Source organism: Gordonia aurantiaca, assembly GCF_039939235.1.
Classification (GTDB): Bacteria; Actinomycetota; Actinomycetes; order Mycobacteriales; family Mycobacteriaceae; genus Gordonia.
This window is the reverse complement of record NZ_JBDUUF010000009.1, coordinates 111,747-136,124: the sequence shown is the minus strand read 5'-3', so window position 1 is coordinate 136,124 and position 24,378 is coordinate 111,747. Positions and strand designations below refer to the sequence as shown.

General features: G+C 68.0%; 21 protein-coding genes. 5 read left to right on the top strand and 16 right to left on the bottom strand.

Annotated features, from left to right (window positions below; genetic code table 11):
* Nucleotides 1-203: 203 nt before the first annotated feature.
* From ABFT43_RS17670 to dnaK, 8 genes are all read right to left on the bottom strand, one after another.
* A complete protein-coding gene (locus ABFT43_RS17670; protein ID WP_347961611.1) occupies nt 204-1,793 on the bottom strand; it encodes a flavin-containing monooxygenase in 1,590 nt (529 codons plus the stop codon).
* A 16-nt stretch (nt 1,794-1,809) separates the two neighbouring features.
* The gene (locus ABFT43_RS17665) at nt 1,810-2,661 is read right to left on the bottom strand and encodes an SDR family NAD(P)-dependent oxidoreductase (RefSeq protein WP_347961610.1); all 852 of its coding nucleotides are present in this window, start codon (nt 2,659-2,661) and stop codon (nt 1,810-1,812) included.
* A complete protein-coding gene (locus tag ABFT43_RS17660) occupies nt 2,662-4,236 on the bottom strand; it encodes a flavin-containing monooxygenase (RefSeq protein WP_347961609.1) in 1,575 nt (524 codons plus the stop codon).
* Nucleotides 4,237-4,355: 119 nt separating this feature from the next.
* Nucleotides 4,356-5,762: an ABC1 kinase family protein gene (locus tag ABFT43_RS17655; protein WP_347961608.1), complete on the bottom strand. Its 1,407-nt coding sequence runs from the start codon at nt 5,760-5,762 to the stop codon at nt 4,356-4,358.
* A gap of 112 nt (nt 5,763-5,874) precedes the next feature.
* Entirely contained in the window at nt 5,875-6,270 is a 396-nt protein-coding gene (locus ABFT43_RS17650; protein ID WP_347961607.1) for a heat shock protein transcriptional repressor HspR, read from the bottom strand.
* A gap of 3 nt (nt 6,271-6,273) precedes the next feature.
* Nucleotides 6,274-7,464: a molecular chaperone DnaJ gene (gene dnaJ / locus ABFT43_RS17645; protein ID WP_347961606.1), complete on the bottom strand. Its 1,191-nt coding sequence runs from the start codon at nt 7,462-7,464 to the stop codon at nt 6,274-6,276.
* 132 nt (nt 7,465-7,596) lie between these two features.
* On the bottom strand, nt 7,597-8,295 hold the full coding sequence (gene grpE, locus ABFT43_RS17640) for a nucleotide exchange factor GrpE (protein ID WP_347961605.1): 699 nt from the start codon (nt 8,293-8,295) through the stop codon (nt 7,597-7,599).
* Entirely contained in the window at nt 8,292-10,136 is a 1,845-nt protein-coding gene (dnaK, locus tag ABFT43_RS17635) for a molecular chaperone DnaK (protein ID WP_347961604.1), read from the bottom strand. Before dnaK ends, grpE begins: the two co-directional genes overlap by 4 nt.
* Before the next feature lie 351 nt (nt 10,137-10,487).
* On the opposite strand from dnaK, the gene ABFT43_RS17630 reads away from it, so the two are divergent.
* The 4 genes from ABFT43_RS17630 (at nt 10,488) to ABFT43_RS17615 (ending at nt 14,958) form a co-directional block, all read left to right on the top strand.
* The gene (locus tag ABFT43_RS17630) at nt 10,488-11,672 is read left to right on the top strand and encodes a hypothetical protein (RefSeq protein WP_347961603.1); all 1,185 of its coding nucleotides are present in this window, start codon (nt 10,488-10,490) and stop codon (nt 11,670-11,672) included.
* On the top strand, nt 11,669-12,772 hold the full coding sequence (locus tag ABFT43_RS17625; protein WP_347961602.1) for a hypothetical protein: 1,104 nt from the start codon (nt 11,669-11,671) through the stop codon (nt 12,770-12,772). The genes ABFT43_RS17630 and ABFT43_RS17625 overlap by 4 nt, the downstream gene beginning before the upstream one ends.
* The gene (locus ABFT43_RS17620) at nt 12,772-14,034 is read left to right on the top strand and encodes a sulfotransferase (protein WP_347961601.1); all 1,263 of its coding nucleotides are present in this window, start codon (nt 12,772-12,774) and stop codon (nt 14,032-14,034) included. The genes ABFT43_RS17625 and ABFT43_RS17620 overlap by 1 nt, the downstream gene beginning before the upstream one ends.
* 99 nt (nt 14,035-14,133) lie before the next feature.
* Nucleotides 14,134-14,958, top strand: coding sequence for a DUF1353 domain-containing protein (locus tag ABFT43_RS17615; protein WP_347961600.1), 825 nt, complete (start codon nt 14,134-14,136; stop codon nt 14,956-14,958).
* 60 nt (nt 14,959-15,018) lie between these two features.
* Here the strand turns inward: ABFT43_RS17615 and lon are convergent, their stop codons facing one another.
* From lon to ABFT43_RS17580, 7 genes are all read right to left on the bottom strand, one after another.
* Nucleotides 15,019-17,346 carry an endopeptidase La gene (gene lon, locus ABFT43_RS17610; protein WP_347961599.1) on the bottom strand — a complete coding sequence of 776 codons (2,328 nt, stop codon included), beginning with the start codon at nt 17,344-17,346 and terminating at the stop codon, nt 15,019-15,021.
* Nucleotides 17,347-17,690: 344 nt separating this feature from the next.
* The gene (locus tag ABFT43_RS17605) at nt 17,691-17,840 is read right to left on the bottom strand and encodes a hypothetical protein (protein WP_347961598.1); all 150 of its coding nucleotides are present in this window, start codon (nt 17,838-17,840) and stop codon (nt 17,691-17,693) included.
* Between the two features lie 211 nt (nt 17,841-18,051).
* Nucleotides 18,052-18,603, bottom strand: coding sequence for an alpha/beta hydrolase (locus tag ABFT43_RS17600; RefSeq protein WP_347961597.1), 552 nt, complete (start codon nt 18,601-18,603; stop codon nt 18,052-18,054).
* A gap of 178 nt (nt 18,604-18,781) precedes the next feature.
* Complete coding sequence (locus tag ABFT43_RS17595; RefSeq protein WP_347961596.1) at nt 18,782-20,143, bottom strand: lipase family protein; 1,362 nt, start codon at nt 20,141-20,143, stop codon at nt 18,782-18,784.
* Nucleotides 20,140-21,390: a hypothetical protein gene (locus ABFT43_RS17590; RefSeq protein WP_347961595.1), complete on the bottom strand. Its 1,251-nt coding sequence runs from the start codon at nt 21,388-21,390 to the stop codon at nt 20,140-20,142. The genes ABFT43_RS17595 and ABFT43_RS17590 overlap by 4 nt, the downstream gene beginning before the upstream one ends.
* Before the next feature lie 199 nt (nt 21,391-21,589).
* Nucleotides 21,590-21,979, bottom strand: a complete 390-nt coding sequence (locus ABFT43_RS17585) for a RidA family protein (protein ID WP_347961594.1) — start codon at nt 21,977-21,979, stop codon at nt 21,590-21,592.
* Nucleotides 21,976-22,398, bottom strand: coding sequence for an SRPBCC family protein (locus ABFT43_RS17580; RefSeq protein ID WP_347961593.1), 423 nt, complete (start codon nt 22,396-22,398; stop codon nt 21,976-21,978). The genes ABFT43_RS17585 and ABFT43_RS17580 overlap by 4 nt, the downstream gene beginning before the upstream one ends.
* A 126-nt stretch (nt 22,399-22,524) precedes the next feature.
* On the opposite strand from ABFT43_RS17580, the gene ABFT43_RS17575 reads away from it, so the two are divergent.
* Nucleotides 22,525-23,244, top strand: a complete 720-nt coding sequence (locus ABFT43_RS17575; protein WP_347961592.1) for a cutinase family protein — start codon at nt 22,525-22,527, stop codon at nt 23,242-23,244.
* 43 nt (nt 23,245-23,287) lie between these two features.
* Here the strand turns inward: ABFT43_RS17575 and ABFT43_RS17570 are convergent, their stop codons facing one another.
* Nucleotides 23,288-24,202: a cytochrome P450 gene (locus ABFT43_RS17570; RefSeq protein ID WP_347961591.1), complete on the bottom strand. Its 915-nt coding sequence runs from the start codon at nt 24,200-24,202 to the stop codon at nt 23,288-23,290.
* Between the last annotated feature and the right edge of the window lie 176 nt (nt 24,203-24,378).

The following is a 24,378-nucleotide window of genomic DNA, read 5'->3' as shown; positions in this document are numbered from 1 at the left end:
CGGATGTCGGCGTCGGCACGACACCGTGGAGACGGTCACGCGTACCCCACCTGAAGCTCCCCCGTGGGGTACGCGTGATCCCCCTCATCCCGGGGTCCGAACGAACTCGTCCGGACCATCACCGGGTAGTGCAATATTAGCCGACTGACATGTCACCCCGCTTGGTTTTCGAGTGCATGCTCGAGATTGTCTGCAACGTGACGTCAGCCGCCGTCGGACGCGGCGACTGGCGCGAGCCCCCGCCGACGCCGTGCAGGAACCCGGTCGACGGTCCGGAATTCGAAGTCGCTCATCGGAATACGCTTGCTCGCCCGCGTGGATTGGTACGCCGTGGTGGGCCGGAGGAATCCGAAGTCACCGTGTTTGTCGATGTAGTAAGAGTTCGCGTTCAGACAAGCCTTGCCGTGCATGAGTGTGTGCTTGCCGCGCTCGGAGATGAACTCGAAGAACCGATCGTTCGCCTCCTCGGTGACCGCCACCGACGTCGCTCCCCTGCGGTCGGCCTCGGTGATCACCGTGGTGACGATCCGCATGGCGTTCTCGACCATCACGTGCCAACTGCTGCCGCTCCAGGCGAACGGCCCGAAGACCATGAAGTGGTTGGGCAGTTGCGGCATGCAGACGCCCTCGTATGCCTTGGCACGGTCGTTCTCGTAGAAGTCGGCGAGATCGAAGCCCTCACGCCCCCGCAGCGGCCGGCGCCGGTATGGCTCCGGGCTCTGCGACATCTCGAATCCGGTGGCGAGCACCAGCACATCAATGGGGTGCTCGACTCCGTCGGCGGTTCGGATTCCGGCGGGCGTGACACGTTCGATGGGTTCGGTGACGAGATCGACGTCCTCCCGGGTGAACGTGCGGTAGTAGACGTTGGACACGCTCGGCCGCTTGCATCCGAACCCATAGGTGGGCGTTAGCTTCTTCCGTAGTTCCCGGTCACGAACCTGAGTGAAGAGGAACAAGCGGCATGCCCAGTTCGGGACGAGCGTGAGGGGCGCGATCTGTTTGCCATACACCGTGATGCCGACGAGGCCGACCTCGACGAGCACCGCGACGATCCCGCGGATCACGCTCTGCAGGAACGGCAATCGACGGAACGCGAACCGCGCCACGCGCGGGATCGGGAAGTCGGGTTTCGCGAACACCCAGATCGCCCGGCGCTGGAACACCTCGAGATGTCCGGCCTGTTCGGCCAGTTTCGGGACAAGCTGTACCGATGTCGCCCCGGTGCCGATCACCGCGGCCCTCTTGCCGGTGAAGTCGTAGTCGTGGTCCCACCGCTGGGATTGGATGATGGTGCCCTCGAAGTCGTCGAGTCCCGGTATGTCGGGTCTGCGAGGTTCCACGAAGGCTCCGATCGCAGAGACGACGTACTGAGCGGTCAGCGTGCGGCCGTCGGCCAGCGACACCTCCCAGCGCTGTCCGTCCTCGTCCCACTGGCGACAGACCACGTCGTGCCCGAGCCGGAGGTGGTCGTCGAGGCCGTAGCGCTCGACGAGGCCGTCGATGTAGGCGCGGACCTCGGCCCCTTTCGGGAAGGTCCTGGTCCAGTCGGGGTTCTTGGCGAAGGAGAACTGGTAGACGATTCCGGGAACGTCGACCGCAACGTCCGGATAGGTGTTCGCATACCAGGTTCCACCGACCCCCTCGGATCGCTCCAGGATGACGAAGTCGTCGATGCGTGCCCGTTTGAGCGCGATGGCCATCCCGACCCCGCCGAAGCCGGCGCCGATGATGATGACCTTGTGGTCGAAGTACGGTTCCGGCTCGTGCCTTCTGGTCCGTGCTCGTGGCATGGGAATCGTTCCTTCCTCAGCCGGCGACTTGCCGGGCGATCCGGTCGTCATACTCGGCCCGGGCCGCGCGGTCGTAGGGTTCCAGAGTGCGATCGGCGCCGGTCAACCGGCGCCCGAGAAGCCAGATCGGCTCGGGCACGACGTGCTGAAGCCGCAGGAGGGGAACGATGCCGCGCGGTGCGCCGACCACCGGGGGGCGTCGGTCCAGACTCTCGAGGGCACGCCGGGCCACCGATTCGGGCGTGACGATCCCCCACTGTTCCCACCGTTTCATCGGAATACCGTCGATGAGCTGGGTTCTCACCGCCGACGGCATCACGACGGTCAACGTCACTCCGGTCCCGTTCAACTCTTCGCGTGCGCTGCGGGCGAAGCCGGTCGCGGCGTGTTTGCTCGCGACGTAGGTCGCCAGTCCCGGCGAGTGGATGGCGCCGGCCGCCGAGGTGATGTTGATGAAATGCCCTCGGCCACGGTCGATCATGCGCGGGGCCAGAATCTTGAAAGAATGGTAGTGGGCCCAGAAGTTCACGCGCAGCGTCGCTTCCGCGACACTGGTCTGCTCGGCGAGCAAGGGACCGACCGGCATGATCCCGGCGTTGTTCACCACGATGTCGACCGGCCCGATGGTCGATTCGACCAGTTCCACCAGATCCTCGAACGCCGACCGGTCACCGACATCGAGGGCGAGGCCCGTCGCCCGCGGTCCCAGGCGCTGCGCGGCGGAATATGCGTCCGCCCCGTCGAGGTCGGCGATCACCACCTGCGCCCCGGCGTCGAAGAGACGTTGCGCCACCGCGAACCCGATGCCGCGCGCTCCTCCGGTCACGAGTGCCACGGCACCGCTGGTCGGAAAGGGACGGAACATCATTCAGATCACCGCTTTCGAGGTCGGGGACGATTCGTCGTCGGAGACCCGCGCGTGCGCCACGGACCCCGCCTTGGTGAACCGATAGGCGTCGAGGTCCACGTCGCGGCTGTCGGATCGCGCGCGGAACAGGCTCGTGGGCCGGATATACGGCGTGTCGCCGGCGGAGTTCACGTAGTAGGTCCGCAGGCCCGCGTTGACGGTGTTGAAGTAGTAATCGATGTTCTCGCCGTTGCGTTCGATCATGTCGCGGTATCGGCGATGGGCGTCCTCGGTGACCTCCACGACCTGAGCATCCTGGCGCAATGCAGCCGAGATGACGTTGACCGCGTGCCCGGAGGTGATCTCGACGAGTTCGTGCCAGCCGGTGCCGATCCAGGAGTACGGCCCGACGAGCATCCACCGGTTCGGCAGGAATGGAACCGAAACCGATTGGTACGCCTGTAGTCCCGCAGTGTTGTAGAACCGACCGAGATCGAATCCGTCGCGGCCGACGACCGCACCCTCGACGTAACTCTCGGGATCGGAGAAGAGGTGGTAGCCGGTGGCGAGCACGATCGCGTCGCACGGGTGGTGCACGCCGTCGCCGGTGAGGATTCCGTCCGGTGCGATCCGCGCGATCCGCTCGGTCACGAGGGCGACGTTGTCCCTGTTGAATGCCTGCAGGAACTCGTTCGACAGTGTCGGTCGCTTGCCGAGTAGACCGTATCCGGGCATGAGGGCCTGCCGCGTCCGTGCGTCGTCGACGACCCGACGCAAGTAGAACCGGTAGAACAATCGGGCGGTCCGGTCGAACCACGGCGCAGCGAGGCGGAACAGGGGCCGCGGCGTCTGATAGAGAATGCGCAGTCCGATCTCGACGACGATGTTGGCGATGGCCGACAGCACCGACTGGACACCGGGTAGACCGAAGATCGTCCGCAGCACCGGCCCGATCGCGAAATCAGGTTTCGGCAGCGCCCACACGGGAGTGCGCTGGTACACCTCGAGCGCGGCCACCTCGGGCGCGATCGACGGGGTGATCTGCACCGACGACGCACCCGTCCCGATCACCGCGATCCGCTTGCCGGCGAGGTCGTAGTCATGGTCCCACGCGTTGGGCCGGAGGATCTTTCCGTCGAAGTCGTCCAGCCCGGGAATCCCGGGGTCGTCCTTGGCCTTGATGTAGGCACCGATCGCGGAGATGACGAACCGCGCGGTCATGATCGTGCCGTTACCGAGATGTAGTTCCCACCAGCCGTTCTCGTCATCCCATCGCTCGGCGAGGACCTTGGTGTCCCACCGGGCGTGGTCGTAGAGACCGAGGCTGCGGGCCACTCCCCGGTGATAGTCGAGGACCTCGCGACCTTTCGGGAACATCCGCGACCACTTGGGATTCCGTGCGAACGAGTACTGATATGTGAAGCCCGGGACATCCACCCCCAGCCCGGGATAGTGGTTGTCGCGCCAGCTGCCCCCGAAATCCAGGGCCTGCTCGAGGATCACGAAGTCCTCGATCCCGCGCTTCTTGAGTAGTGCGGCGGCGCAGATGCCGCCAGGGCCGCCCCCGATGATGGCGACGAGTGTGTCCGGTGTCATGATCAACCCTCCCGCCACACAGACTGACATGTCATTCAGATAATGTCAACGGGCTGCCCCTGCGGCGTCTTCGGAAAAGAAACCGCCCTGACCGGGCGCTTCCGGTCAGGGCGGCGGGTTCAGCGGTCCGGCCGACGGCGACGCCAGAGCGCGATCTCCTCCCCCATCGGAGTCGCCGGCCCGGAGATCCCGAGGGTCTCCCGGGCGATGTCGGACCAGGGCGCGGTCGCGTTCAGCCTGCCGAGCAGGGACAACACGGCGAGTTCGTTGCGCCGCCCGAGCGCGTGCGCCTCGACGATGGCCTGGGCGCCGAACGTACCGATGTGGCCGCCCTGTGGGAGCAGCGCGGCGCTCACCGCGGCGGCGGCGACCTGCGGGGTGATGGTCAGGATTCCCGACTCGAGGTGCCAGCCCGCGACGTCGCGGATGTAGGCGGTCAGCTCGTCCGGGCCCATGGCCTTGTCGTTCACGACGAATCCGGCCTCGCGGACCAGGTCGTACACCTCCCGGTGTCGTCCGCCGAGGAGCCCCTCCAGCGCGCGCCGTTCGAGGGCGTGCTCGTCGGGAGACAGCGTCACACATGACCCGAAGTCCACGAAACAGACCGTGCCACCGGGATTCACGAGGATGTTCCCGGGATGCGGGTCCGCACAGAAGTGCCCCACTCGGTACATCTCCCCGCAGTAGAAGCGGTAGATGGCCTCCCCGATCCGGTCCCGCTCCGGCGCGGGCAGAGCGGCTGCATCGTCGAGAGTCATCCCGTCGAAGAACTCCGTCACCAGCATGTCCCCGGTGCACAACTCCTCGACCGGAGAGGGTATTCGGATCACCGGGTGGCCGTCGAAGCGGTCTGAGAAGATCCGCTGGTTGCGACACTCCGCCTCGAAGTCGAGTTCGGTCGAGATCTGGCGCGCCACCTCGTCGACGATCGCCTCGGAGTTCACTGCCGGCAGATGGCGTCGGACCGCGCGGACCAGCAACCGCAGGTTCTGTAGATCGGCGCGGACCATACGATCGACGTTGGGGTACTTGACCTTCACCGCGACCGACCTTCCGTCGCGGAGGCGTGCCCGGTACACCTGCCCGATGGATGCTGTCGACACCGGCCCGGCGACGTCGGTCAGGTCGGCCACGTGCGGGCCGAGTTCGTCGGAGATGCGTTGCTGCATCGACGAGTCGGTCCATCGCGGGGCGGTGGCGAAGACGCGTTCCATCCGCCGGCTGAATTCGGCCCTGGTCTCCTCGTCGGCGATGCCGAGGTCGAGGACGGCCATTATCTGACCGAGTTTCTGTGCGGCACCGCGCATCCCGACTGCGACCGTGGCGATATCGTCGGCAAGGCGCAGGATGGTCCGCTCCCGCGCCCTGGCCTCCTGTTCGGGGCCGCGGAACCGGGAGGTCGCGGCCACGGCCGCCGAACGGGCGGCATGTCGTGCGGCCACCGCGCCCACGCGGCCGCCGCGGCGGAGCCGCTCCACCGGCAGTGCCGACGACCCTTCTGCGGATGACGTGCTGTCTTCGCCCATCGAACACCCCCTGCGACGATCAGCGGGCCCAGTGTGGCACGGTCCTGCCGGTGATCGCACCGAAACGGCGAATCGTCGCCGATCCGGCAGGTGCTCGAAGGAGCGTGTCCGCTCAGTCGGTGCGCCGCTTGTGCCGCGGCTGCCACACGACCAGGGCGTTGGTCCGCGGCACCGGCACGAGCTCGCCACCGCGGCGACCCTGGGCGGCGGCGACCTCTTCGGTGAGCTCCCGGACGCGCTGTTGCAGCGCCTCGACCTGGTTGGTCAGTTCGATGATCCGTTTGATGCCCGCCAGGTTGACGCCCTCTTCCTGCGAGAGACGCTGGATCTCTCGCAGGAGTTCGACGTCGCGGTTCGAGTACCGGCGTCCGCCGCCACTCGTCCGCTGCGGGGTCACCAGACCCAACCGGTCGTAGGTTCGCAGGGTCTGCGCGTGCATGCCGGCGAGCTCGGCGGCGACCGAGATCATGAAGGTCGCGCCGTCGTCGAACTTCTTCCCACCGGCCATCACTCATCGCCCCCAGTTCGCCCGCGGATCGAATCCGCTTGCGCGCTCGGCCTTGTCGTAGGCGCGCATGGCCTCGATCGCCGCCTCGTCGAGCTTGTCCGGCACGGCCACCTTCAGGGTGACCAACAGGTCGCCGGCGCCGCCCGAACGCTTCGGCACGCCGCGGCCGCGCACCCGCAGGGTGCGGCCGTCGCTGGTGTTCGGCGGGATCCTCACGCCCACCGAGCCCTCGAGCGTCGGCACCGAGACCGTCGCTCCGAGAACCAGTTCGGAGAACCGCACGGGCAGCGTCACACGCAGGTCGTTGCCGCTGCGGGTGAAGTACTTGTGCGGGGTCACGTGGACGACCACATACAGGTCGCCCGACGGTGCGCCGCGTCGACCGGCCTCGCCCTGTCCGGCGAGCCGGATGCGTTGTCCGTCTTCCACCCCGGCCGGGATCCGCATGTTGATGGTGCGGGCACGAACCTTCACGCCGGTGCCGCTGCAGTCGGTGCACGGGTCGTCGATGCGCGAGCCGGTGCCCTGGCAGTCCTGGCAGGGTTCGCTGAACCCGAAGGCACCCTGGTTCCGGCTGACGAAACCGGAGCCGTTGCAGTTGGGGCAGACGCGCGGACTGGTCCCGGGCTTGGCGCCAGAGCCGTGGCACGTCGTGCACGGGGACGGGCTCGTGACCCGCAGCGGGACGGTCGTGCCGAGCGCCGCGTCCTTGAACGACAGCGTCGTCTCGGTCTCGAGGTCCTTGCCGCGCCGCGGACGGCTCGCCGTCGACGTACGCTGTGTTCCGCCGCCACGGTTGAAGAGTCCTTCGAAGAGATCGCCGAAACCGCCGCCGGTCGCGCCGCCGAACAGGTCACCGAGATCGAAGTCGGCCCCACCCGTCGTCGTGTAGGTCGTACCGCCACCGCCACCGAATCCACCTGGGAATCCGTTGCCGCCACGGAATCGTCCGCCGGCGAACATCGCCCGCGTCTCGTCGTACTCCTTGCGCTTGACGGGATCGCTCAGCACGCTGTGGGCTTCGGACACCCGCTTGAAGCGCTCCTCGGCCTCCGGGTCCCCGGGATTGGCATCCGGGTGCAGCTCGCGTGCGAGCTTGCGATAGGCCTTCTTGATCTCTTCAGCCGAAGCGTCAGAAGCAACGCCCAGGTCCTTGTAGAAGTCGTGTTCCAACCACTCTCGTTGGGGAGCCACCAGACGTCACCTCCTTCAAGTCTTCTGTTGTCTGGATTGATGATTCAGTTGTCGTTCGCTGTTCGCGAGCGGAGCGAGCCACGAAGGGAGATCCCTTCGTGGCTCGCCCCTCGGGACCGGGCGTCGGGTGCTCTATTCTGCACCGGCCTGCTCGTCGGCACCTGCTGTGTCCGCGGGCTTCTCGGCCCCGGGTTCGGGGTCGGTGACCGTCACCATCGCGGTACGGATCACCTTCTCACCCAGCCGGTAACCGCAGCGGTAGACCTGCCCGATGACCGGGTGCGCGCCGGTGCCGTCGTGCTGCACCGCCTCATGGAGTTCGGGGTTGAACTCCTCGCCGGGAGCACCGAAGGGCGCGAGGCCTTCGCCGGTCAGCACCGCGATGAGCTTGTCGGCGAACATCTTCAGCGGTCCGCTCTCGAGGTCGCCGTGCTCGCGGGCACGGTCGAGGTCGTCGAGGATCGGGAGGAGCTTGTCGATCAGGATCTGCTTGCCGTAGGCGATCGATCCCTGCTTCTCCTCCGCCGCGCGGCGTCGGAAGTTGGCGAACTGCGCGCGTTCCCGCTGCAGATCCGCCGTCAGCTCCGCGACGCGGGCGTCCGCGTCCACGGCCGCCGGTGCGGACTCAGCCTGCTCCGGAGCACCGTCTGCCGATGCCTTGTCCTGCGATTCGTCGGTCTTGTCGACGACGGGTTCGGCCTCGGCCGGGCCGGGCCCGGCGGCCGAATCCTCGCGCACCTGGCCCGTTTCCGGGTCGATGCGACGACGATCGGTCACCGTGACCGGCTCCTGATCGCCGGACCCGTTCGTCGAATCGGGTCCTGCGGTCACTTGTTCTCCTTCGCGTCCTCGTCGACGACCTCCGCGTCGACGACATCGGACTCGCCGGCGTCGCCCGACGGGGCCTCACCGTTGGGGGACTCCGCAGCGGCGTTGGCGTAGATCGCCTGGCCGAGTGCCTGCGATTCCTCCGACAGCTTCTCGATCGCCGAGCGGATCGCGGCGGTGTCGGTACCCTTCAGGGCTTCCTTCGCGCCCTCGACGGCCTTCTCGACCTTCTCCTTGACGTCGGCCGGGACCTTGTCCTCGTTGTCCTTGAGGAACTTCTCGGTCGTGTGGACCAGCGACTCCGCCTGGTTGCGGGTCTCGGCCTCCTCACGACGCTTGCGGTCCTCCTCGGCGTGCGCCTCGGCGTCCTTGATCATGCGGTCGATCTCTTCCTTGGACAGACCGGAGCCGTCCTGGATGCGGATCGAGTTCTCCTTGCCGGTGCCCTTGTCCTTCGCGGTGACGTGAACGATGCCGTTGGCGTCGATGTCGAAGGTCACCTCGATCTGCGGGACACCCTGCGGCGCAGGTGCGATACCGCCGAGCTCGAAGCTGCCGAGCAGCTTGTTGTGCGCGGCGATCTCGCGCTCGCCCTGGTACACCTGGATCTGCACCGACGGCTGGTTGTCCTCGGCCGTGGTGTACACCTCCGACCGCTTGGTCGGGATCGTCGTGTTGCGCTCGATCAGCTTGTGGAACACGCCGCCCTTGGTCTCGATGCCCAGCGACAGCGGGGTCACGTCGAGCAGCAGCACGTCCTTGACCTCACCGCGCAGGACGCCGGCCTGCAGGGCCGCGCCGACGGCGACGACCTCGTCCGGGTTGACACCCTTGTTGGGGTCCTTGCCCCCGGTCAGTTCCTTGACCAGGTCGGTGACGGCCGGCATACGGGTCGAACCACCGACGAGCACGACATGGTCGATGTCGTTGACCGAGATGCCCGCGTCCTTGATGACGGCCTGGAACGGCGCACGGGTGCGGTCCAGCAGGTCCGAGGTGATCTTCTGGAACTCGGCGCGGGTCAGCTGCTCGTCGAGGAACAGCGGGTTCTTGTCGGCGTCGACGGTGATGTAGGGCAGGTTGATCGAGGTGCTCTGCGATGCGGACAGCTCGATCTTGGCCTTCTCGGCAGCCTCGCGGAGACGCTGCATGGCCATCTTGTCCTTGGTCAGGTCGATGCCGTGGCTCTGCTTGAACTTCTCGACGAGCCAGTCGACGATGCGCTGATCCCAGTCGTCACCACCGAGGTGGTTGTCGCCGGAGGTCGCGCGGACCTCGACGACACCGTCGCCGATCTCCAGCAGCGAGACGTCGAACGTACCGCCACCGAGGTCGAACACCAGGATGGTCTGCTCCTTCTCGCCCTTGTCGAGGCCGTACGCCAGTGCGGCGGCGGTCGGCTCGTTGACGATGCGGAGCACGTTGAGACCGGCGATCTGGCCGGCTTCCTTGGTGGCCTGACGCTGAGCGTCGTTGAAGTACGCGGGCACGGTGATCACGGCGTCGGTGACATCCTCACCGAGGTATGCCTCGGCGTCGCGCTTCAGCTTCATGAGCGTGCGCGCGCTGATCTCCTGCGGGGTGTACTTCTTGTCGTCGATCTCGACACGCCAGTTGTTGTCGCCCATGTGGCGCTTGACCGAGCGGATGGTGCGATCGACGTTCGTGACGGCCTGGTTCTTTGCGGGCTGACCGACCAGAACCTCGCCGTTGCGCGCGAAGGCAACCACGGACGGCGTGGTCCGCGAGCCCTCGGCGTTGGCGATGACGGTCGGCTCGCCACCCTCGAGCACCGCGACAACCGAGTTGGTGGTGCCGAGATCGATTCCAACAGCACGAGACATTCTGACTTCCTCCTAGTTCTGGGTCTGCACCCAAGTCCTTCTTTCCCCGCGGTACGTGGACGCGGGGCTTGATGTCCGAACCCTGTGCGAGGCGGACTTCAGTGCGTCCGACTCAATGTCCTACTGAAAGCGTAGCGGTGAGTCAAACCGACTTGAGTCGCTGTCACTCAGGTTTCTCGAAGGGTGCAACGGGACCCCTTCCGCGTTTGTTCCCGGTCTTCGGAAAAAGTTGAGTCGATATGGCTCAATCCTACGCCGTGACGCTGTGACCCTTGACACAGCGGGGGTCGCCGGGCAGATTCCAACCGGAAGCGTCCGATTCCACTTTCCGTCCGACTGCGAGGACCGCCAGTGACCCAGACCAGCCCGATGACGACCGCCGCCGACGCGCCGCCGCGACCTCTCCGGATCGCCGTCTGGGGGCCGGGCGAGGTCGGCGGAGCGGTCGTCCGCGCCGCCGTCGAGGACCCCGGCTTCGAGGTCGTCGGCGCCCTGGTCCACAACCCGAAGAAGGAGGGTCGGGACGTCGGCGAGCTGTCCCGGACCGAGCCGATCGGCGTCCTCGCCACCCGCGACCGCGACGCGATCAAGGCGCTCGATGTCGACTGCGTGGTGGTGACCCCCGCGCCCGCCGCCGTGTTCAAGGGGCTCGACGACGACGTCATCGATCTCCTCGAGTCCGGGAAGAACGTCGTGGCCACCGCGGCGTACCACAACGTGTCGATGCCGAACTGGATGTCGCCGTTCCGCAGGTCGCCGCAGCGGCTGCTGGCGGCGTGCCACACCGGCGGAGCCACGCTGCACGGGACGGGCGTGCACCCGACCTTCATCGTCGAGCGCCTGGCGATGACGATGGCGAAGGCGATGTCGTCGGTGAGTCACGTGCGATCGGTGGAGGCCGTCGACTTCTCCCGCGCCGGTGCGATGTGGGGAGGCCTGGAGGCGCTCGGATTCGGCTCCGACCTCGACTGCCTCGGACCGGACTCCCCCGTGGCCAAGGGCGGCGACCTCTACTATGGGGATCTCACCGGCAACGTCGCGCACGCCCTGTACGGCGCCGACAGTTCCCGGGTGCGGGTCGAGACCTCGCTGCGTGGACTGCCGGCCCCGCACGACGCACAGATCGGCTCGACCACCATCGCGAAGGGCACCGCGGCGGCACTGCACCTGACCCATCGCGGATACCTGGGCGATCATCACTTCTTCACCAACGAGGAATGCTGGTACCTCGCCTCGGTACCCACCGAGCCCGCTCGCTCCGCTCCCGGCGAGGACGTCGTCTATCGCGGCGACGACCTGCCGTTCGGCAACTTCACCAGCCCGATCGCCTACACGCTCGTCCTCAGCGGAGAGCCCGCCGAGATGCGCGCCCAGCTCGAGTTCGGGATCGGGACGGGGCACACCAACCCGATCACCACGGCCTCGGTCCGCGCAGTGCTCGACGCGGTCCCCGCGGTGGTCGCCGCGGAACCGGGCATCCTCGTCGACGACGTGGGCCCGCATTACAGACACGACGACCGGGTGAGGTCGTCGTGAGCGCGGCCCCGGTCTCGGCGGACGGTGACCCGCGTCCCGAGGTGGCCGCGTGGAACGGCCTGGTCGACGCCCTGCGCACCGCGGGTGAAGAGCTCGCGGCCGACACCGCCGACCTCGACCCGGTCGAGCGGGCCGACGGTTTCCGCGCACTGTTGCGCGGATTGTCGAATCAGTTGGCGCGCCTCGAGGTCGACCGCGAACTCCCCGAACTCGCGCCGTTCAACGGGTGGCGACAGAAGTTCCTGATGGACAACCCGGACTTCCGGTACTGGGTCACCGAGGTTCGCGGCGACCGCAGCTACCGCATCCGCGGAAACCGCGGCGACGCGTCGTACCTGTCGGTCACCGTCTATCGGAAGGCCGGCGGGCTCGGCGCAGAGGCGACGGCCCGTGCCGACAGCGACTCCATCGGGTTCGACGCCGACGGCGGTTTCGAGGTCGCCCTCGGCGCAGACGGTTCCGGTTCGACCACGTGCCTGCCGCTGCCGGACCGGACGGCGACGGTGTGGGTCCGGTTCTTCCACGACGATGTCACGCGAGACCGGTTGGGCTGGTGCGAGATCGAGCCGATCGTCGAGCCGCATGTGCCGCCACCGATCGAGCCCGCCCGATTCTGTTCGGCGCTGGGCACGCTGTCGGCGACGACATCGTTCCTACCGGCGATCTTCGAGGCGGCGGTGAAAGAGGACCTCGATCCGCCGAACATGCTACGGCACTGGTCGGAGATGGGCGGCGGCGCGGTGTTCACCGAACCCGGCATCCACTACATCCGCGGCGGCTGGCGACTGAACCCCGGAGAGGCACTGGTCATCGAGGGGGACGTGGTCGACTGCCGGTACTGGAACATCCTCGCGTACAGCCGTTTTCTCAACTCGCTCGACTTCCGGCACCGGACGGTGTCGTACACGGGCGCGACGGCGACGGTCGCCGGCGGACGGTACCGGTTCGTCGTCGCGGCCGAGGATCCGGGGGTCGGCGACTGGATCGACTCGGAGGGCCGGGACGTCGGGATCGTCGTCATGCGGTTCCTCCGGCCCACGACGCCCCCTCCCCTGCCGACGGCCCGGGTGGTGTCCCTGGCCGGACTTCGAGGTGAGTGATGGTCGGCTGGACACCCCCGCCGCGCACCGACACGGCCCGGAACATCCATGCCGCGGCCGAGGCCGACCGCGCCGCCCGACCGGACCGCTACCGGTTGGGCGCCGACACCGCCGACCTCCTCGTCGAGAAGGCCACCGCGAAGCACGGCGTCGACGGGCTGGGTGATCCGGAACAGTGGCGGCCCGGACTCGAGCGGTACCTCGACTCCGCGGCAGAGGACGGACGGTTGAACGCGGTCGGCATCCGCAACGCGCAGGACGCGATGGTCGGGAAGCTGCGGGCGCGCTCGATCCTCGGGAAGATCCTGCGTGAGTCCCCCGCGGTCGCCGAGCGCGAGGTGATCCCGCCGATCGTGATCATCGGCGGTTGGCGAACCGGCACCACCTTCCTGTTCCGGTTGCTCGCGCGTGATCCGCGGCTGCGTGCGCCGCGACCGGTCGAACTGTACGCGCCCTGGCGTGTCGCGGGGCTGACGCCCGAGGAACGCGAGCGGCTGATCGACGACCACGCGGCCGAACCCAATCCGCTGCATCTGCTCAACCCGGCGATGGCCGCGGTGCACGATTCCGGCCCGACCCTCCCCGAGGAGTGCGTCCTCGGCATGGGAACGACCATGCGCAACTGGGCACTCGGTTCCACGACCCGGCTGGACTCGTACGCCCGGTGGCTGGCGACACAGGACTTCGCCGGCGAGTACGCCGCGCACCGGACCATGCTGCAGATCCTCGACGACGGCTCGGGCCGGCGCTGGCTGCTGAAGGCGCCCGCGCACACCCCCGAACTGGCACATCTCGCCGCGACCTATCCGGGTGTGGTCGTCGTGCACCTGCACCGCGACATCGTCGAAACCGTGGCGTCCGGCGCGAGCCTGTTCGCGACGTATCGGGCGACCTACAGCGACGAGGTCGACGGACCCGACGTCGGGCGGTTCCAGATCGAGCAGTCCGAACTGTGGTTCCGGCGTGCGTTGGACTTCCGCGGTTCTGCGGCAGCCGAATCCGCGACCATCGTGGACATCGACTACCGGGATCTGGTGTCGAGACCGGAGGCCACCTGCGAACGCGTGTACGCCGCCGCCGACATCGATGCGCCCGACATCGCATCGATGCTCGCCCGGCACAACGCCGAACAGCCGCGTCACGGCAAGGGGCGACATCGGTACACACCCGAGGAGTTCGGGATCGACCCGGATGCGCTGCGGGAACGGATGGCGTTCTACACCGACGCCGTCGCCGAATGGACGGCGTCGGGCGTGTCCTGAGTCCCGCCGCCCGCACGACCGACACCGGAGCCCGGCGATTCACTGGATTCCGCTCCTCGGGCGGGGTTATGTTCGCTCAAGTCGAGGTCGGGAGGCGACATGAGCGACACCGCGCCCACAGACGCCGGATCGACCTGGGTGCCGTGGCGGGTGGCTCCCGGGTCCGGGTTCGAGGTCGACGACCCGTCGGGCCGCGGCAGCGTCGGGATGGTCCAGATCGACGACCGACATTTCGTCGTCCGCAACGCCTTTCGGTACTCCGATCGGGGCGTCTTGAAGGATCTCTTCGCGCTGCTGGTGCGCGGCGGCATGAAGGAGGCCGAGGCGCGCAGGGCGATCGACGAGGCCCGCACCTTCGTCCCGCGTGAGGACAATCCGACGGACCTGGCGTCGATACCGCGGTTCATGCGGTGGTTCGAGGACGCGTACGGCCGTCACACGCTCGCGGCGATCCTGCACGACGAACTCATCACCGAGACGGTCAACTCCGGCGCACTCGAGAGCGATGTGCTCGCCGACCGCTTCTTCCGGGAGATGATGCGCACCTCCGGCGTCCCGTGGCTGAAGCGGTGGATCATGTGGTCGGCGGTGGCACTTCGAACCCGCTGGGTCGCAGGAGGTTTGCGACGCCTGAGCCTGGTGCTGTGGCTGCTGCTGAGCCTGCTCGGGATCACGATGTTCGTCGGCTCACTCGGCGCGTCGGCATTCGACTGGCCCTGGCCGCTGTCCGCACCCGTCTGGTCCCTCCTGGCATCGCTGGTGCTGATCTTCCTCGCCGCCCCGCTGTGGGGCAGGCAGTGGATGGCGGGTCTGATCTCCGCTGTCGGGGCATCGTGGTTGGTGCCGGCCGGTGCGGCGGCGGGGATCGCCGGCATCGTCTATCTGCTGCTGGAGAGGGTGGCCGCCGCATTCCGGTTGCGATGACACGAAACGGGGCGCCGACCGGATCGCCCCGGACGACGTCCCGTCGTGTCCGGTGGGGTGTCAGGCCGCGTCGGCCTGCGCCCCGGTCGCGGGTTCCAGTGCCTGCGCGACGATCTCGGCGACGTCGGTCATCGGACGCACGTCGAGGGCGTCGAGAACCTCCGCAGGCACGTCGTCGAGGTCGGGTTCGTTGCGCTGCGGGATGAAGACCGTCTTCAGCCCGTTGCGTTGCGCGGCGAGCAGCTTCTGCTTGACCCCGCCGATCGGCAGGACCCGACCGTTCAGCGTGACCTCGCCGGTCATGCCGACGTCGGCCCGCACACGGCGCCCGGTGGCCATGGACACCAGGGCGGTGACCATGGTGACGCCGGCGCTGGGACCGTCCTTGGGCACCGCCCCGGCCGGGACGTGCACGTGGATGGCCTTGTCGAGCGACGTCGGGTCGACGCCGAGCTCGCCGGCGTGGGCCCGCACGTAGGACAGCGCGATCTGCGCCGACTCCTTCATGACGTCGCCGAGCTGACCGGTGAGCTTGAGGCTCGGCTCGCCGTCGGTGGCGTTGGCCTCGATGAAGAGGACGTCGCCACCCATCCCCGTGACGGCGAGACCCGTTGCGACACCGGGCACCGCGGTCCGTTCGGCCGATTCCGGCGTGAACCGGGGGCGGCCGAGGTAGTCGCGCAGGTCGGCCTTGTCGATGGTGACCGGCGGCGTCGCCGTGCCCTGGGCGATCTTGGTGGCCACCTTGCGCAACGCCTTGGCGATCAGACGTTCGAACTGTCGCACACCGGGTTCGCGGGTGTGGTTCGCCGCGATCTCGCGTAGCGCGTCCTCGGTGATGGTCACCTCGTCGGTGGTCAGGGCCGCCCGTTCGGCCTGCCGCGGGAGCAGGTGGTCGCGGGCGATGGCCACCTTGTCGTCCTCGGTGTAGCCGTCGAGTGTCACCAACTCCATGCGGTCGAGCAGCGCCGACGGGATGTTCTCGACGACGTTGGCGGTCGCGATGAACAACACGTCGGACAGGTCGAGGTCGAGATCGAGGTAGTGGTCGCGGAAGGTGTGGTTCTGCGCGGGGTCGAGGACCTCGAGCAGCGCCGCGGCCGGGTCGCCCCGGTAGTCCGAGCCGACCTTGTCGATCTCGTCGAGCAGCACGACCGGGTTCATCGAGCCGGCCTCGCCGATCGCCCGCACGATACGGCCGGGCATCGCGCCGACGTAGGTGCGCCGGTGACCGCGGATCTCCGACTCGTCGCGCACGCCGCCCAGGGCGACACGCACGAACTTGCGGCCGAGGGCGCGCGCGACGCTCTCACCCAGCGACGTCTTGCCGACGCCGGGCGGACCGGCGAGCACCATCACCGCACCCGAGCCTCGACCTCCGACGACCTGTAGGCCGCGTTCGGCACGCCGGGCACGCACGGCGAGGTATTCGACGATGCGGTCCTTGACGTCCTCGAGTCCGTGGTGATCGGCGTCGAGGATCTCGCGAGCGCCCTTGATGTCGGTGGAGTCCTCGGTTCGGACGTTCCACGGCAGCTCGAGTACGGTGTCGAGCCAGGTGCGGATATACCCGGTCTCGGGTGACTGGTCGCTGGCCCGTTCGAGCCGACCGACCTCGCGGAGCGCGGCCTCGCGCACCTTGTCCGGCAGGTCGGCCTCCTCGACGCGCCGACGGTAGTCGTCGGCACCGTCGGGCTCGTCCTCGCCGAGCTCCTTGCGGATGGCCGCCAGCTGCTGACGCAGCAGGAATTCCTTCTGCTGCTTGTCCATCCCGGCGCGGACATCCTCGGCGATCTTCTCGTTGACCTCGGTCTCGGCGAGGTGATCGGTGGTCCACTCGATGAGCACGCGGAGCCGCTCGGCGGTGTCCGGCGTCTCCAGGAGCTGTCGCTTCTGGGCGTCGGTCAGCCACGATGCGTAGCCCGAGGTGTCGGCGAGATCCGAGGGGTCGGTCATCTTGTTGACGGCGTCGATCAGCTGCCAGGCCTCGCGGCGCTGCAGCATGGCCAGGACGAGCTTCTTGTACTCGCCGGCCAGTGTCCGGACCTCGTCGGTGATCTCCGGTTCGTCGACCTCGGTCACCTCGACCCACAGCGCCGCGCCGTGACCCGGGGTCCCGGTCCCGATCTGTGCACGCTTCTCGCCCTTCACCACGGCGGCCGGACCGCCGCCCGGGATGCGCCCGACCTGCAGGATCGACGCGATCACGCCATAGGTGGGGTACCGGTCATCCAGCCGCGGGGCGACCAGCAGTCTGCCGGTCTCGCTCGCCCGCGCGGCATCGATCGTGGCCTGCGCGGCGTCGTCGAGCGGGATCGGCACGACCATGCCGGGCAGCACGACGACGTCCGGCACGAAGAGCACCGGTAGTGAGTATGTCTGCGTCATGAAAGCCTCCAGAGTCAAGTCTGTTGGACTCAACCCGGGTGGCCGGAAGTTTGTTCCCGCATGATTCATGCCAGGTGGGGTAGGTTCTCGACCCGGGGCATCGGAGCGACGACAAAGGCAGCCCCCGCCCGCTCAGAGGCCTCCATCCAGCTCTACGCCTCCGCGTGGCTACACCATGGTTGCGCCCGGACAGAACGGCCCGAGCTCCCACGAGGCAGATTCCGCCGATACCGGGCCGGTAGCGCGGTATGACACGTCCTGGGTTTCCGGAGGCTCGCGTCATGGGATTCCGACCGGATCACCGACCCCGGTCGAGGATGCCGACTTCGCGGCAGAACGGCCGCTCAGGCGCCGGGCAGGTCGACGGCGAGACGCGCCGCGAACACGAGGAACTGGGCCACCAGGAGAACGAAGAACCCGATGATGAACGCTGCCGCCGTGACGACGACACCCGCGGAGGTCTTGAGCCCATCCCAGACCGTTCGCGCCGTCACGACCGGCCTCCGGATCGCGTCATGGCGGAACCGTGGCCGAGGGACGTCTGTCGGCGGGCCGACAACAGAACGAGGGACATGGGGCTGAACCTCCGTGCGGACAAACCTCGGACGCCGGTGTCCGAGGTCACAATATGTACCACACACATGGCAGCGATGCGACATACCGGACGTACTGACGGGTAACCCAATTCCCGACTGCCACACCGCTTCACGTCGAATCCATGGCTCGACGTCGGCCGAGCGCCTCTCCGCGCCATGGTTTCGCGGCATCGGCGGCGATGGCCTCGGCGAGCCCGACGAACTGGCGGCCGCCGATCCGATGGCGATGCAGCTGCGCATCCGGAAGCAGGGCGGCGTTGAGGTCCAGGTGCCCGGCCGGGACCACCTCGTCGTCGAGGCAGTGATGCATCGAGAGATCGACACCGCGGGGGACCGGGCCGGTGAAGGCGTACTCCGGGACGTCCCACCCGTCCGGCCCCCAGTCGGGCATGGCCAGCAATACGACGCGTCGGGGTCCGTCGGCGGCGGCGAGCACGCGCAGCAGGATCGACGCGCCGAACGAATGGGCGACGAGCAGGTCGTCGGCGCTCAGCCTCGACAGGTGCGTCCTGATGGCCGTTGCCCACGCACCGAACGATTTGTCCTCGGGCAGTCGTGGCATGTCGACCGGGGCCTCGAGGGCGCTCTCGAGCCCCTCGGCGATCGACCGGTCGTCGTCGAAGCCGTCCGCGCCGTGGAGGAACAGGAGTCGTCGGCTCATCGGGCCCCCTTCGACATTGGTTTCACGGTGACCGACCGTCGGCGATGGCCGAACTCATCGGCGACCCACGCGGACGGAGGGCCCGGAGACAAGTCGACGCCGCGACCTCGGGTGTGGTCGCGGCGTCGGGAAGAAATGGCCCGAAGTCGCGGTGCACGCGGCTTCGGGCCATGGACTTCTACTTCTCGTCCAGCTTCTCGGCCAGCCAGTCCATCGTCTGCATGCCGAACAGATCGGTGCCCCAGCCGTAGAGGTTGGTGAGGAACCGCACCATGCTGCAGTCGGTGGGCTGGTAGTCGACCTCGGCGCCGCGTGAGCGGTAGCTCTTGGCGAGGTCACGCGAGTCCTTGGCCGGGACCAACGACATGAACGAGTCGTCCTTGGCGCACGACGCGATGAGCACCGGCGCGTTCGGGGTGCCCTTGCCCAGCTTGTTGTCCTCGTAGACGTGCTGGAAGTCGGCGATGTCCGCCGGGTTCTGACCGCTCTTGAACATCGTGTTCATCGGGATGAACGGCATCGTGAAGTACGCCGGGGTCTGGCACTGGGTGCGGAAGACGTCGGCGATGGCCTTCGCGGCGGGAGTGAACTTCTCGTCGAGCTTCATCTCCGGGTAGCGCGGCTCGAGGCCCAGCAGCGTCGCGAGGACGAACGCCGAACCGATCGAGCCATCGGCGACCCGGATGAAATTCTTCTGGTCGACGACCATGCCCTCGAGCACGTAGCCCTTGATGTTCAGCTCGGGCGCGTAACGCTTGGCGTTCTCGGCGGCGAAGGCCGCACCCACGCCGCCGCCGGCGATGCCGAAGACACCGATCGGCGACGACGCCGACAGTTCGGTCTTGCCGTTGCCCACCGCGGCCCGCAGGCCGTCGAGCAGTGCCTTGCCGGCGAACTTGCCCGCGAAGACACCGTGCGGCCTGGGATCGCCGTCGTTGCCGACGTCGCTCATCATGACCGCGTAACCCTTGCCGAAGAACTGCGCGAGCGGGCCGAGCGCCGACCACGAGGCGCCGTCCATGATGTCGCCGCCGGTGAACATGGTGCCCGGATGGCAGAACGCGCCGACGCTGTCGTTGGCGAGCTGGTAGCCGATGATCGGGCGGGTCTTGTCCGAACGTCCGTCACGCGGGACGACGAGCAGACCGGTGGAGATCTCGGGCTCGTCGTGCAGGCCGCGGGTCACGTACATCAGCTTGTACGCGTCGAGGTTGCCCGGGCGATAACCCATGAACTGGATGGCGACCTTCTTGGTCTTGAGCACGGTGCCGGGCTTCTCGGTGCCCTTGAGCTTCGGCTCGTCGTAGAACTTGTCGGTCCGCAGGAACGGTTCGAGCAGCGGCTCGGCGATCTCCTGCGGGCTGCCCATCCGGCCGTCGACCATTGCCTTGAGGACGAAGCCGTTGAACACCTCTCCCAGTTCCGGGGTCCGATTGGGGGCGGCGGACGCCGGCGCGGCGAGCCCGACGGCGGACGCGACGATGGCGAGGACGGCGGCCACCGTGATGCGACGGGTGGCGCGTGCGCGGAATGAAATCACTGGTGGGTCACCTTGATCGAGGTCAGAACCGACTGGAACAGCGGCAGCAGGTTACGGGTGGGACGGTGGGTTTCCATCTGTTCGAAGTACGGGACGCGCATGGCCGCGGAAAGCGCCGGCCAGTTGTTCTCGACCTGGTACCTGTACTTCGGCAGCAGTTGCTCGGTGATGTACTGCCAGCGGTCCTCGTAGACCGACCAGTTCCACTGCGGCAGCGGCAGGGTCACGATGGCCTTGCGGCCGTCGAGGGCGCGGCCGGCGACCTTCACCTGGTTGATGTCGCGCGGCGGGACCACACCGGCCACCGACGGCGCGGCGAGGATGGTGCTGGCATAGGTCATCGCCTCGCCGACCCCGCCCTTGTAGTTGCGGGTGGCGTCCCACTGCTTCTTGATGATCTCGCCCTGCTCACGCTGCAGCAGGCGCGCATTGCCGGCGGCGACCCGCTCCGGGTCCTTGGAGGCGATACCCTCCCAGTGCCCCATGATCTCGTCGTCGAAGATGCCGGCCTCGTGCATCTCGCGCAGCGCGGGCAGCCCGCCGGTCACATACGCCCGGTGCATCGGCATCAAGTCGGAGAAGATGTTCTTCTGCATCACCAGGATCTGGCCCTGGACCTCGCGCAGGTCGTCGACGGTGAGCTTGGCGCCGACGCGTGCCAGCGCGGGCAGCCCGGCCGGCAGACTGTCCACGGCCTGCTTGCCGGCGAGCTCGTTCACCTTCGCGACGATCGCCTGGACAACCGGCTGCAGCCGGCTGAACTCGTAGATCTCGGTCGCGTCCTTGTAGTCGAGGAGGCCGCCGCCGAAGTCGGCGCCGACCATACCGCCCATGCCGGCCCACTGCAGCTCTCGATGCGCCAGCTGCAGATCCTCGTAGTAGCGATAGGACTTCAACAGGTTCTGGTGGTTGGCCGCGACGCCCTTGCGCGGGTCCCACGATGCGAGGTCGATGCCGGCACGGGTCGTGGTGTCGGCGAGCCAGTACTGGTACAGCAGCGCGGTGTACGACGCGGGCGGCAGGCCGCGGTCACGCGCTTCGTCCAACAGGCGCTGCAGCACCTTGGGGTCGGTGGGCAGCTTGGGGTGTACGCCACCCGGACCCTTGGATGCGTCGCGGTTGACCAGCGGTAGGTTCAGGTACGAGTCCAGCGGGTCGGCCTTTGCGACACCGCCACCCAGGTAGGAGCCGAGGACGACCACCACCGACACCAACGCGCCCACCGACGCACGAACCAGCTTGTTCACTACGCTCCCGCTTCCAGGCACCCGACCATCACGGCCGAATCACATTCGGATAACCGAAGAGAATCTATCTGTGACGCCCCCGAACAGCAATTTCGTCGTTGGTCCGTTCGGGTGAACTCAGCCGAATTCGGCGAGCCTGGTCGATCGTCCGGGAGGCAGCACGCGCAGCGCGTGAGCATATTCCTCGGAACGCGCCGCGTCATTGCGCGGCGAGCTGCGCCTCGGCCTCGATCTCGACGACCCACCGCGGGTCGAGCAGCCCGGCGACGATGACCATCGTCGCGGCCGGTCGGATGGCGCCGAAGGCGGCACCGTGTGCACGACTCACCCCCGGCGCCGCGTCGGGCGTCGTGATGAACATGCGGGTCCGGACGACGTCGGAGAACGTCGCCCCGGCCTCCTTCAGCGCGGTCTCGATGATCTCCAGGCAGCGGCGGGCTTGGACCTCGGCGTCGGGATCGCACGAGCCGTCCGGCCAGACCGGGCCGGTCCCCGACACCAGGACGCGCTCGTCGATGCGCACCGCACGGGAGAAACCGATCTCGGGCTCGTACGGCGAGCCGGACGGGATGAGTTGGCGCGTGGTCATCGTCGCGTTCTCACAGGCGGTCGGCCGTCGTGCGCCTCGAGCAGCGCCCGGAGCCGGCTGAGGTCCTCCTCGACCATCCCGGTGTCGCGGTCGAACTCCTCGTCGGACATCTCCCGCTGCCGCAGGGTGAAGACGACCTCGGCGCCGTCCGGATGGGCGAGGACCCGCATCGGGTTGTTCACGGTCCCGCCGTCCGGAAGGACCACATCGTGGTCGACGACACCGAACTCGTTGCGCGGGACGAAGCGAACCGTCACGGTACCCATCGGCGACTCCGCGATCAGGTCGTCGCCGCACCGGGTCACTTCCGAACGAGCCAACCCGCCGGCCCATTTCGGGAGATTGTCCGGTTCGGCGATGAATTCGTAGACGGCTTCGGGCGATGCACCGATCACGGTGCTGACGTGTCGGCTGCGCATACGTCGAGTATCGCGGGAATGACGACACCTGTCCGAGGATTGGTGGCACCCTTGGCTGGGAACACCAAGCCGTCGCGATCACCATCCGCGCTCCGCGAACACGACGAGAGAACAGGTGCCCTGTACATGAGAAGAGCGATCAAGCGGTTCAGTGTGTCCACCCTCTGTCTGCTGGCCGCGACGGCCGGAGCGGCGGCCGTCGGGAGTCCGTCCGCGGAGGCCGCCACGTGCTCCGACGTCGAGGTGGTGTTCGCCCGCGGCACCGTCGAACCCGCGCCGCCACTCGGTCTGACGGGACTGTCGTTCGTGGAGGCGGTGCGCAGCCAGCTGCCGGGTAGGTCGGTCACCGGCCACGGGGTCCCCTACCCCGCCAGCGATCGGTTCAACGACCGACTCGCCTTCGCCCGCACCGTCGCCGACGGTGTGCGGACCACGCAGAACCGCATCAAGTACCTCGCCGCGAAGTGCCCGCGCACCAAGGTCGTTCTCGGTGGCTACTCGCAGGGCGCGGTGGTCGCCGGATACGCGGTGCACGCCGGGCTGGACCTGCCGCCGCAGTACGTCGCCTACGACCGGTACGTGCCGCCGCCGCTGCCGGCGTCGCTGGTCGGCAACGTGGCCGCCATCGTCCTGTACGGGGCGCCCTCCGACCGGTTCATCAACGAGGTGGGCGCACCACCGGTCAAGGTCGCGACGCCATACCGCAGCAGGACGATTCGCTTCTGCGTACCCGGCGACACCATCTGTGACGGGTCACCGGTCGGCGGCCCGAACGCCCTCCACACGCTGTACTCCGTCAACGGGATGACGCTCGACGGCGCACGGTTCGTGGCGCGCCGGCTGTAGACGCACGCCTTCGGAATGACCCGAGTCGATTCGCCGACCCGGGTCATTTCTTCGTCAGCCGGATCGCCAGGTCGAAGTGGTTCAGCGAGCGCGGGAGCTCTGCTCCTCCCGAGACCAACGGGGTCAGCACGTCGTCGGACGGCTCGTGGTCGCGGCAGATCTCGGCGGGCACGAGGGAACCGAAGAGCATCACGACGTTTCGGCCGGGACACTCACCCGGCCCGTCGGCGAACGGCACGACGCCTGCCAGCCCCAGCGCGCGTCCGTCGAGCCATGCTTCGGGCGCGAACCGCCGCGCGAAGTCCATTGCGTCGTCATCGCGCTGAAAGTGTTCTCCGAGGACGACTGTCGTGGTTCCGGAGGGGATGACCCCGCCCGTCCAGTGGACGTCGCGGATGGCCTCCCGGAGAATCGCCAACGTCGTGGGCCACAGGCGGAGCGACTCGAGCAGCGCGGCACGGAGATTCGGCAGACGCGCTGAACGGCCGGCGTCCAGGTCGTCGATGTCTGCGCGAGCGCCGCCCAGGGCGTCGGGATGGGCGGCGAGCAACGCCGGCGCACGCAGGATCGCCACGGCCACCGCGTCGAAGGCGAACAGCCACTGCGGGATCTGACCGGTCGGGTCGATCTCGTCCCGGCCGGCGACCGGCGCGTCGCGGATGGTCCCCGCGAGCGAATCCGTCGGCGCGGCGAACACGAGTTCGTCGAGTCGCCTGCGGAAGCGCGCGGACCTGCCGTTGCGCGGCGGAAATGCGTACGCCCAGTTGGCCTCGTGGCGGAACTCGGTGAGCACGTCGGTCACGTCTTCCTGGTCCCGGGCGGCGTCGCCGAAGACGAGGCGCCGAAGCATGCGCCAGTGGGCGATGGCGTAGGCATCCCACGTGAGCCGGCCGTCGAAGCATTCGACGAGCAGGTTGCCGACCTCCGCACGGACGATGTCGGCACAGCGGGGATACAAGGTGTGGACCGGTGACGACGTCTGCAATGCAGCCCGTTCAGTTCTCGACGCGCAGGTCGATGGTCCGGATCGGAGATGAGGACCCCCGTGGGCTGGAACCGCGACACCGCGGCCACCTTCTCGCGGGACGCGGGGATGAAGGGGTCCGGTGCGCCCTGCAGCGTCGCCTGTGCGGC

Excerpts from the sequence above, each read along its gene's own strand:
- ABFT43_RS17670 (WP_347961611.1), bottom strand. The coding sequence starts at position 1,793 with ATGCCACGAGCACGGACCAGAAGGCACGAGCCGGAACCGTACTTCGAC.
- ABFT43_RS17665 (WP_347961610.1), bottom strand. The coding sequence starts at position 2,661 with ATGATGTTCCGTCCCTTTCCGACCAGCGGTGCCGTGGCACTCGTGACC.
- ABFT43_RS17660 (WP_347961609.1), bottom strand. The coding sequence starts at position 4,236 with ATGACACCGGACACACTCGTCGCCATCATCGGGGGCGGCCCTGGCGGC.
- ABFT43_RS17655 (WP_347961608.1), bottom strand. The coding sequence starts at position 5,762 with ATGGGCGAAGACAGCACGTCATCCGCAGAAGGGTCGTCGGCACTGCCG.
- ABFT43_RS17650 (WP_347961607.1), bottom strand. The coding sequence starts at position 6,270 with ATGGCCGGTGGGAAGAAGTTCGACGACGGCGCGACCTTCATGATCTCG.
- dnaK (WP_347961604.1), bottom strand. The coding sequence starts at position 10,136 with ATGTCTCGTGCTGTTGGAATCGATCTCGGCACCACCAACTCGGTTGTC.
- ABFT43_RS17620 (WP_347961601.1), top strand. The coding sequence starts at position 12,772 with ATGGTCGGCTGGACACCCCCGCCGCGCACCGACACGGCCCGGAACATC.
- ABFT43_RS17615 (WP_347961600.1), top strand. The coding sequence starts at position 14,134 with ATGAGCGACACCGCGCCCACAGACGCCGGATCGACCTGGGTGCCGTGG.
- lon (WP_347961599.1), bottom strand. The coding sequence starts at position 17,346 with ATGACGCAGACATACTCACTACCGGTGCTCTTCGTGCCGGACGTCGTC.
- ABFT43_RS17600 (WP_347961597.1), bottom strand. The coding sequence starts at position 18,603 with ATGAGCCGACGACTCCTGTTCCTCCACGGCGCGGACGGCTTCGACGAC.
- ABFT43_RS17585 (WP_347961594.1), bottom strand. The coding sequence starts at position 21,979 with ATGACCACGCGCCAACTCATCCCGTCCGGCTCGCCGTACGAGCCCGAG.
- ABFT43_RS17580 (WP_347961593.1), bottom strand. The coding sequence starts at position 22,398 with ATGCGCAGCCGACACGTCAGCACCGTGATCGGTGCATCGCCCGAAGCC.
- ABFT43_RS17575 (WP_347961592.1), top strand. The coding sequence starts at position 22,525 with ATGAGAAGAGCGATCAAGCGGTTCAGTGTGTCCACCCTCTGTCTGCTG.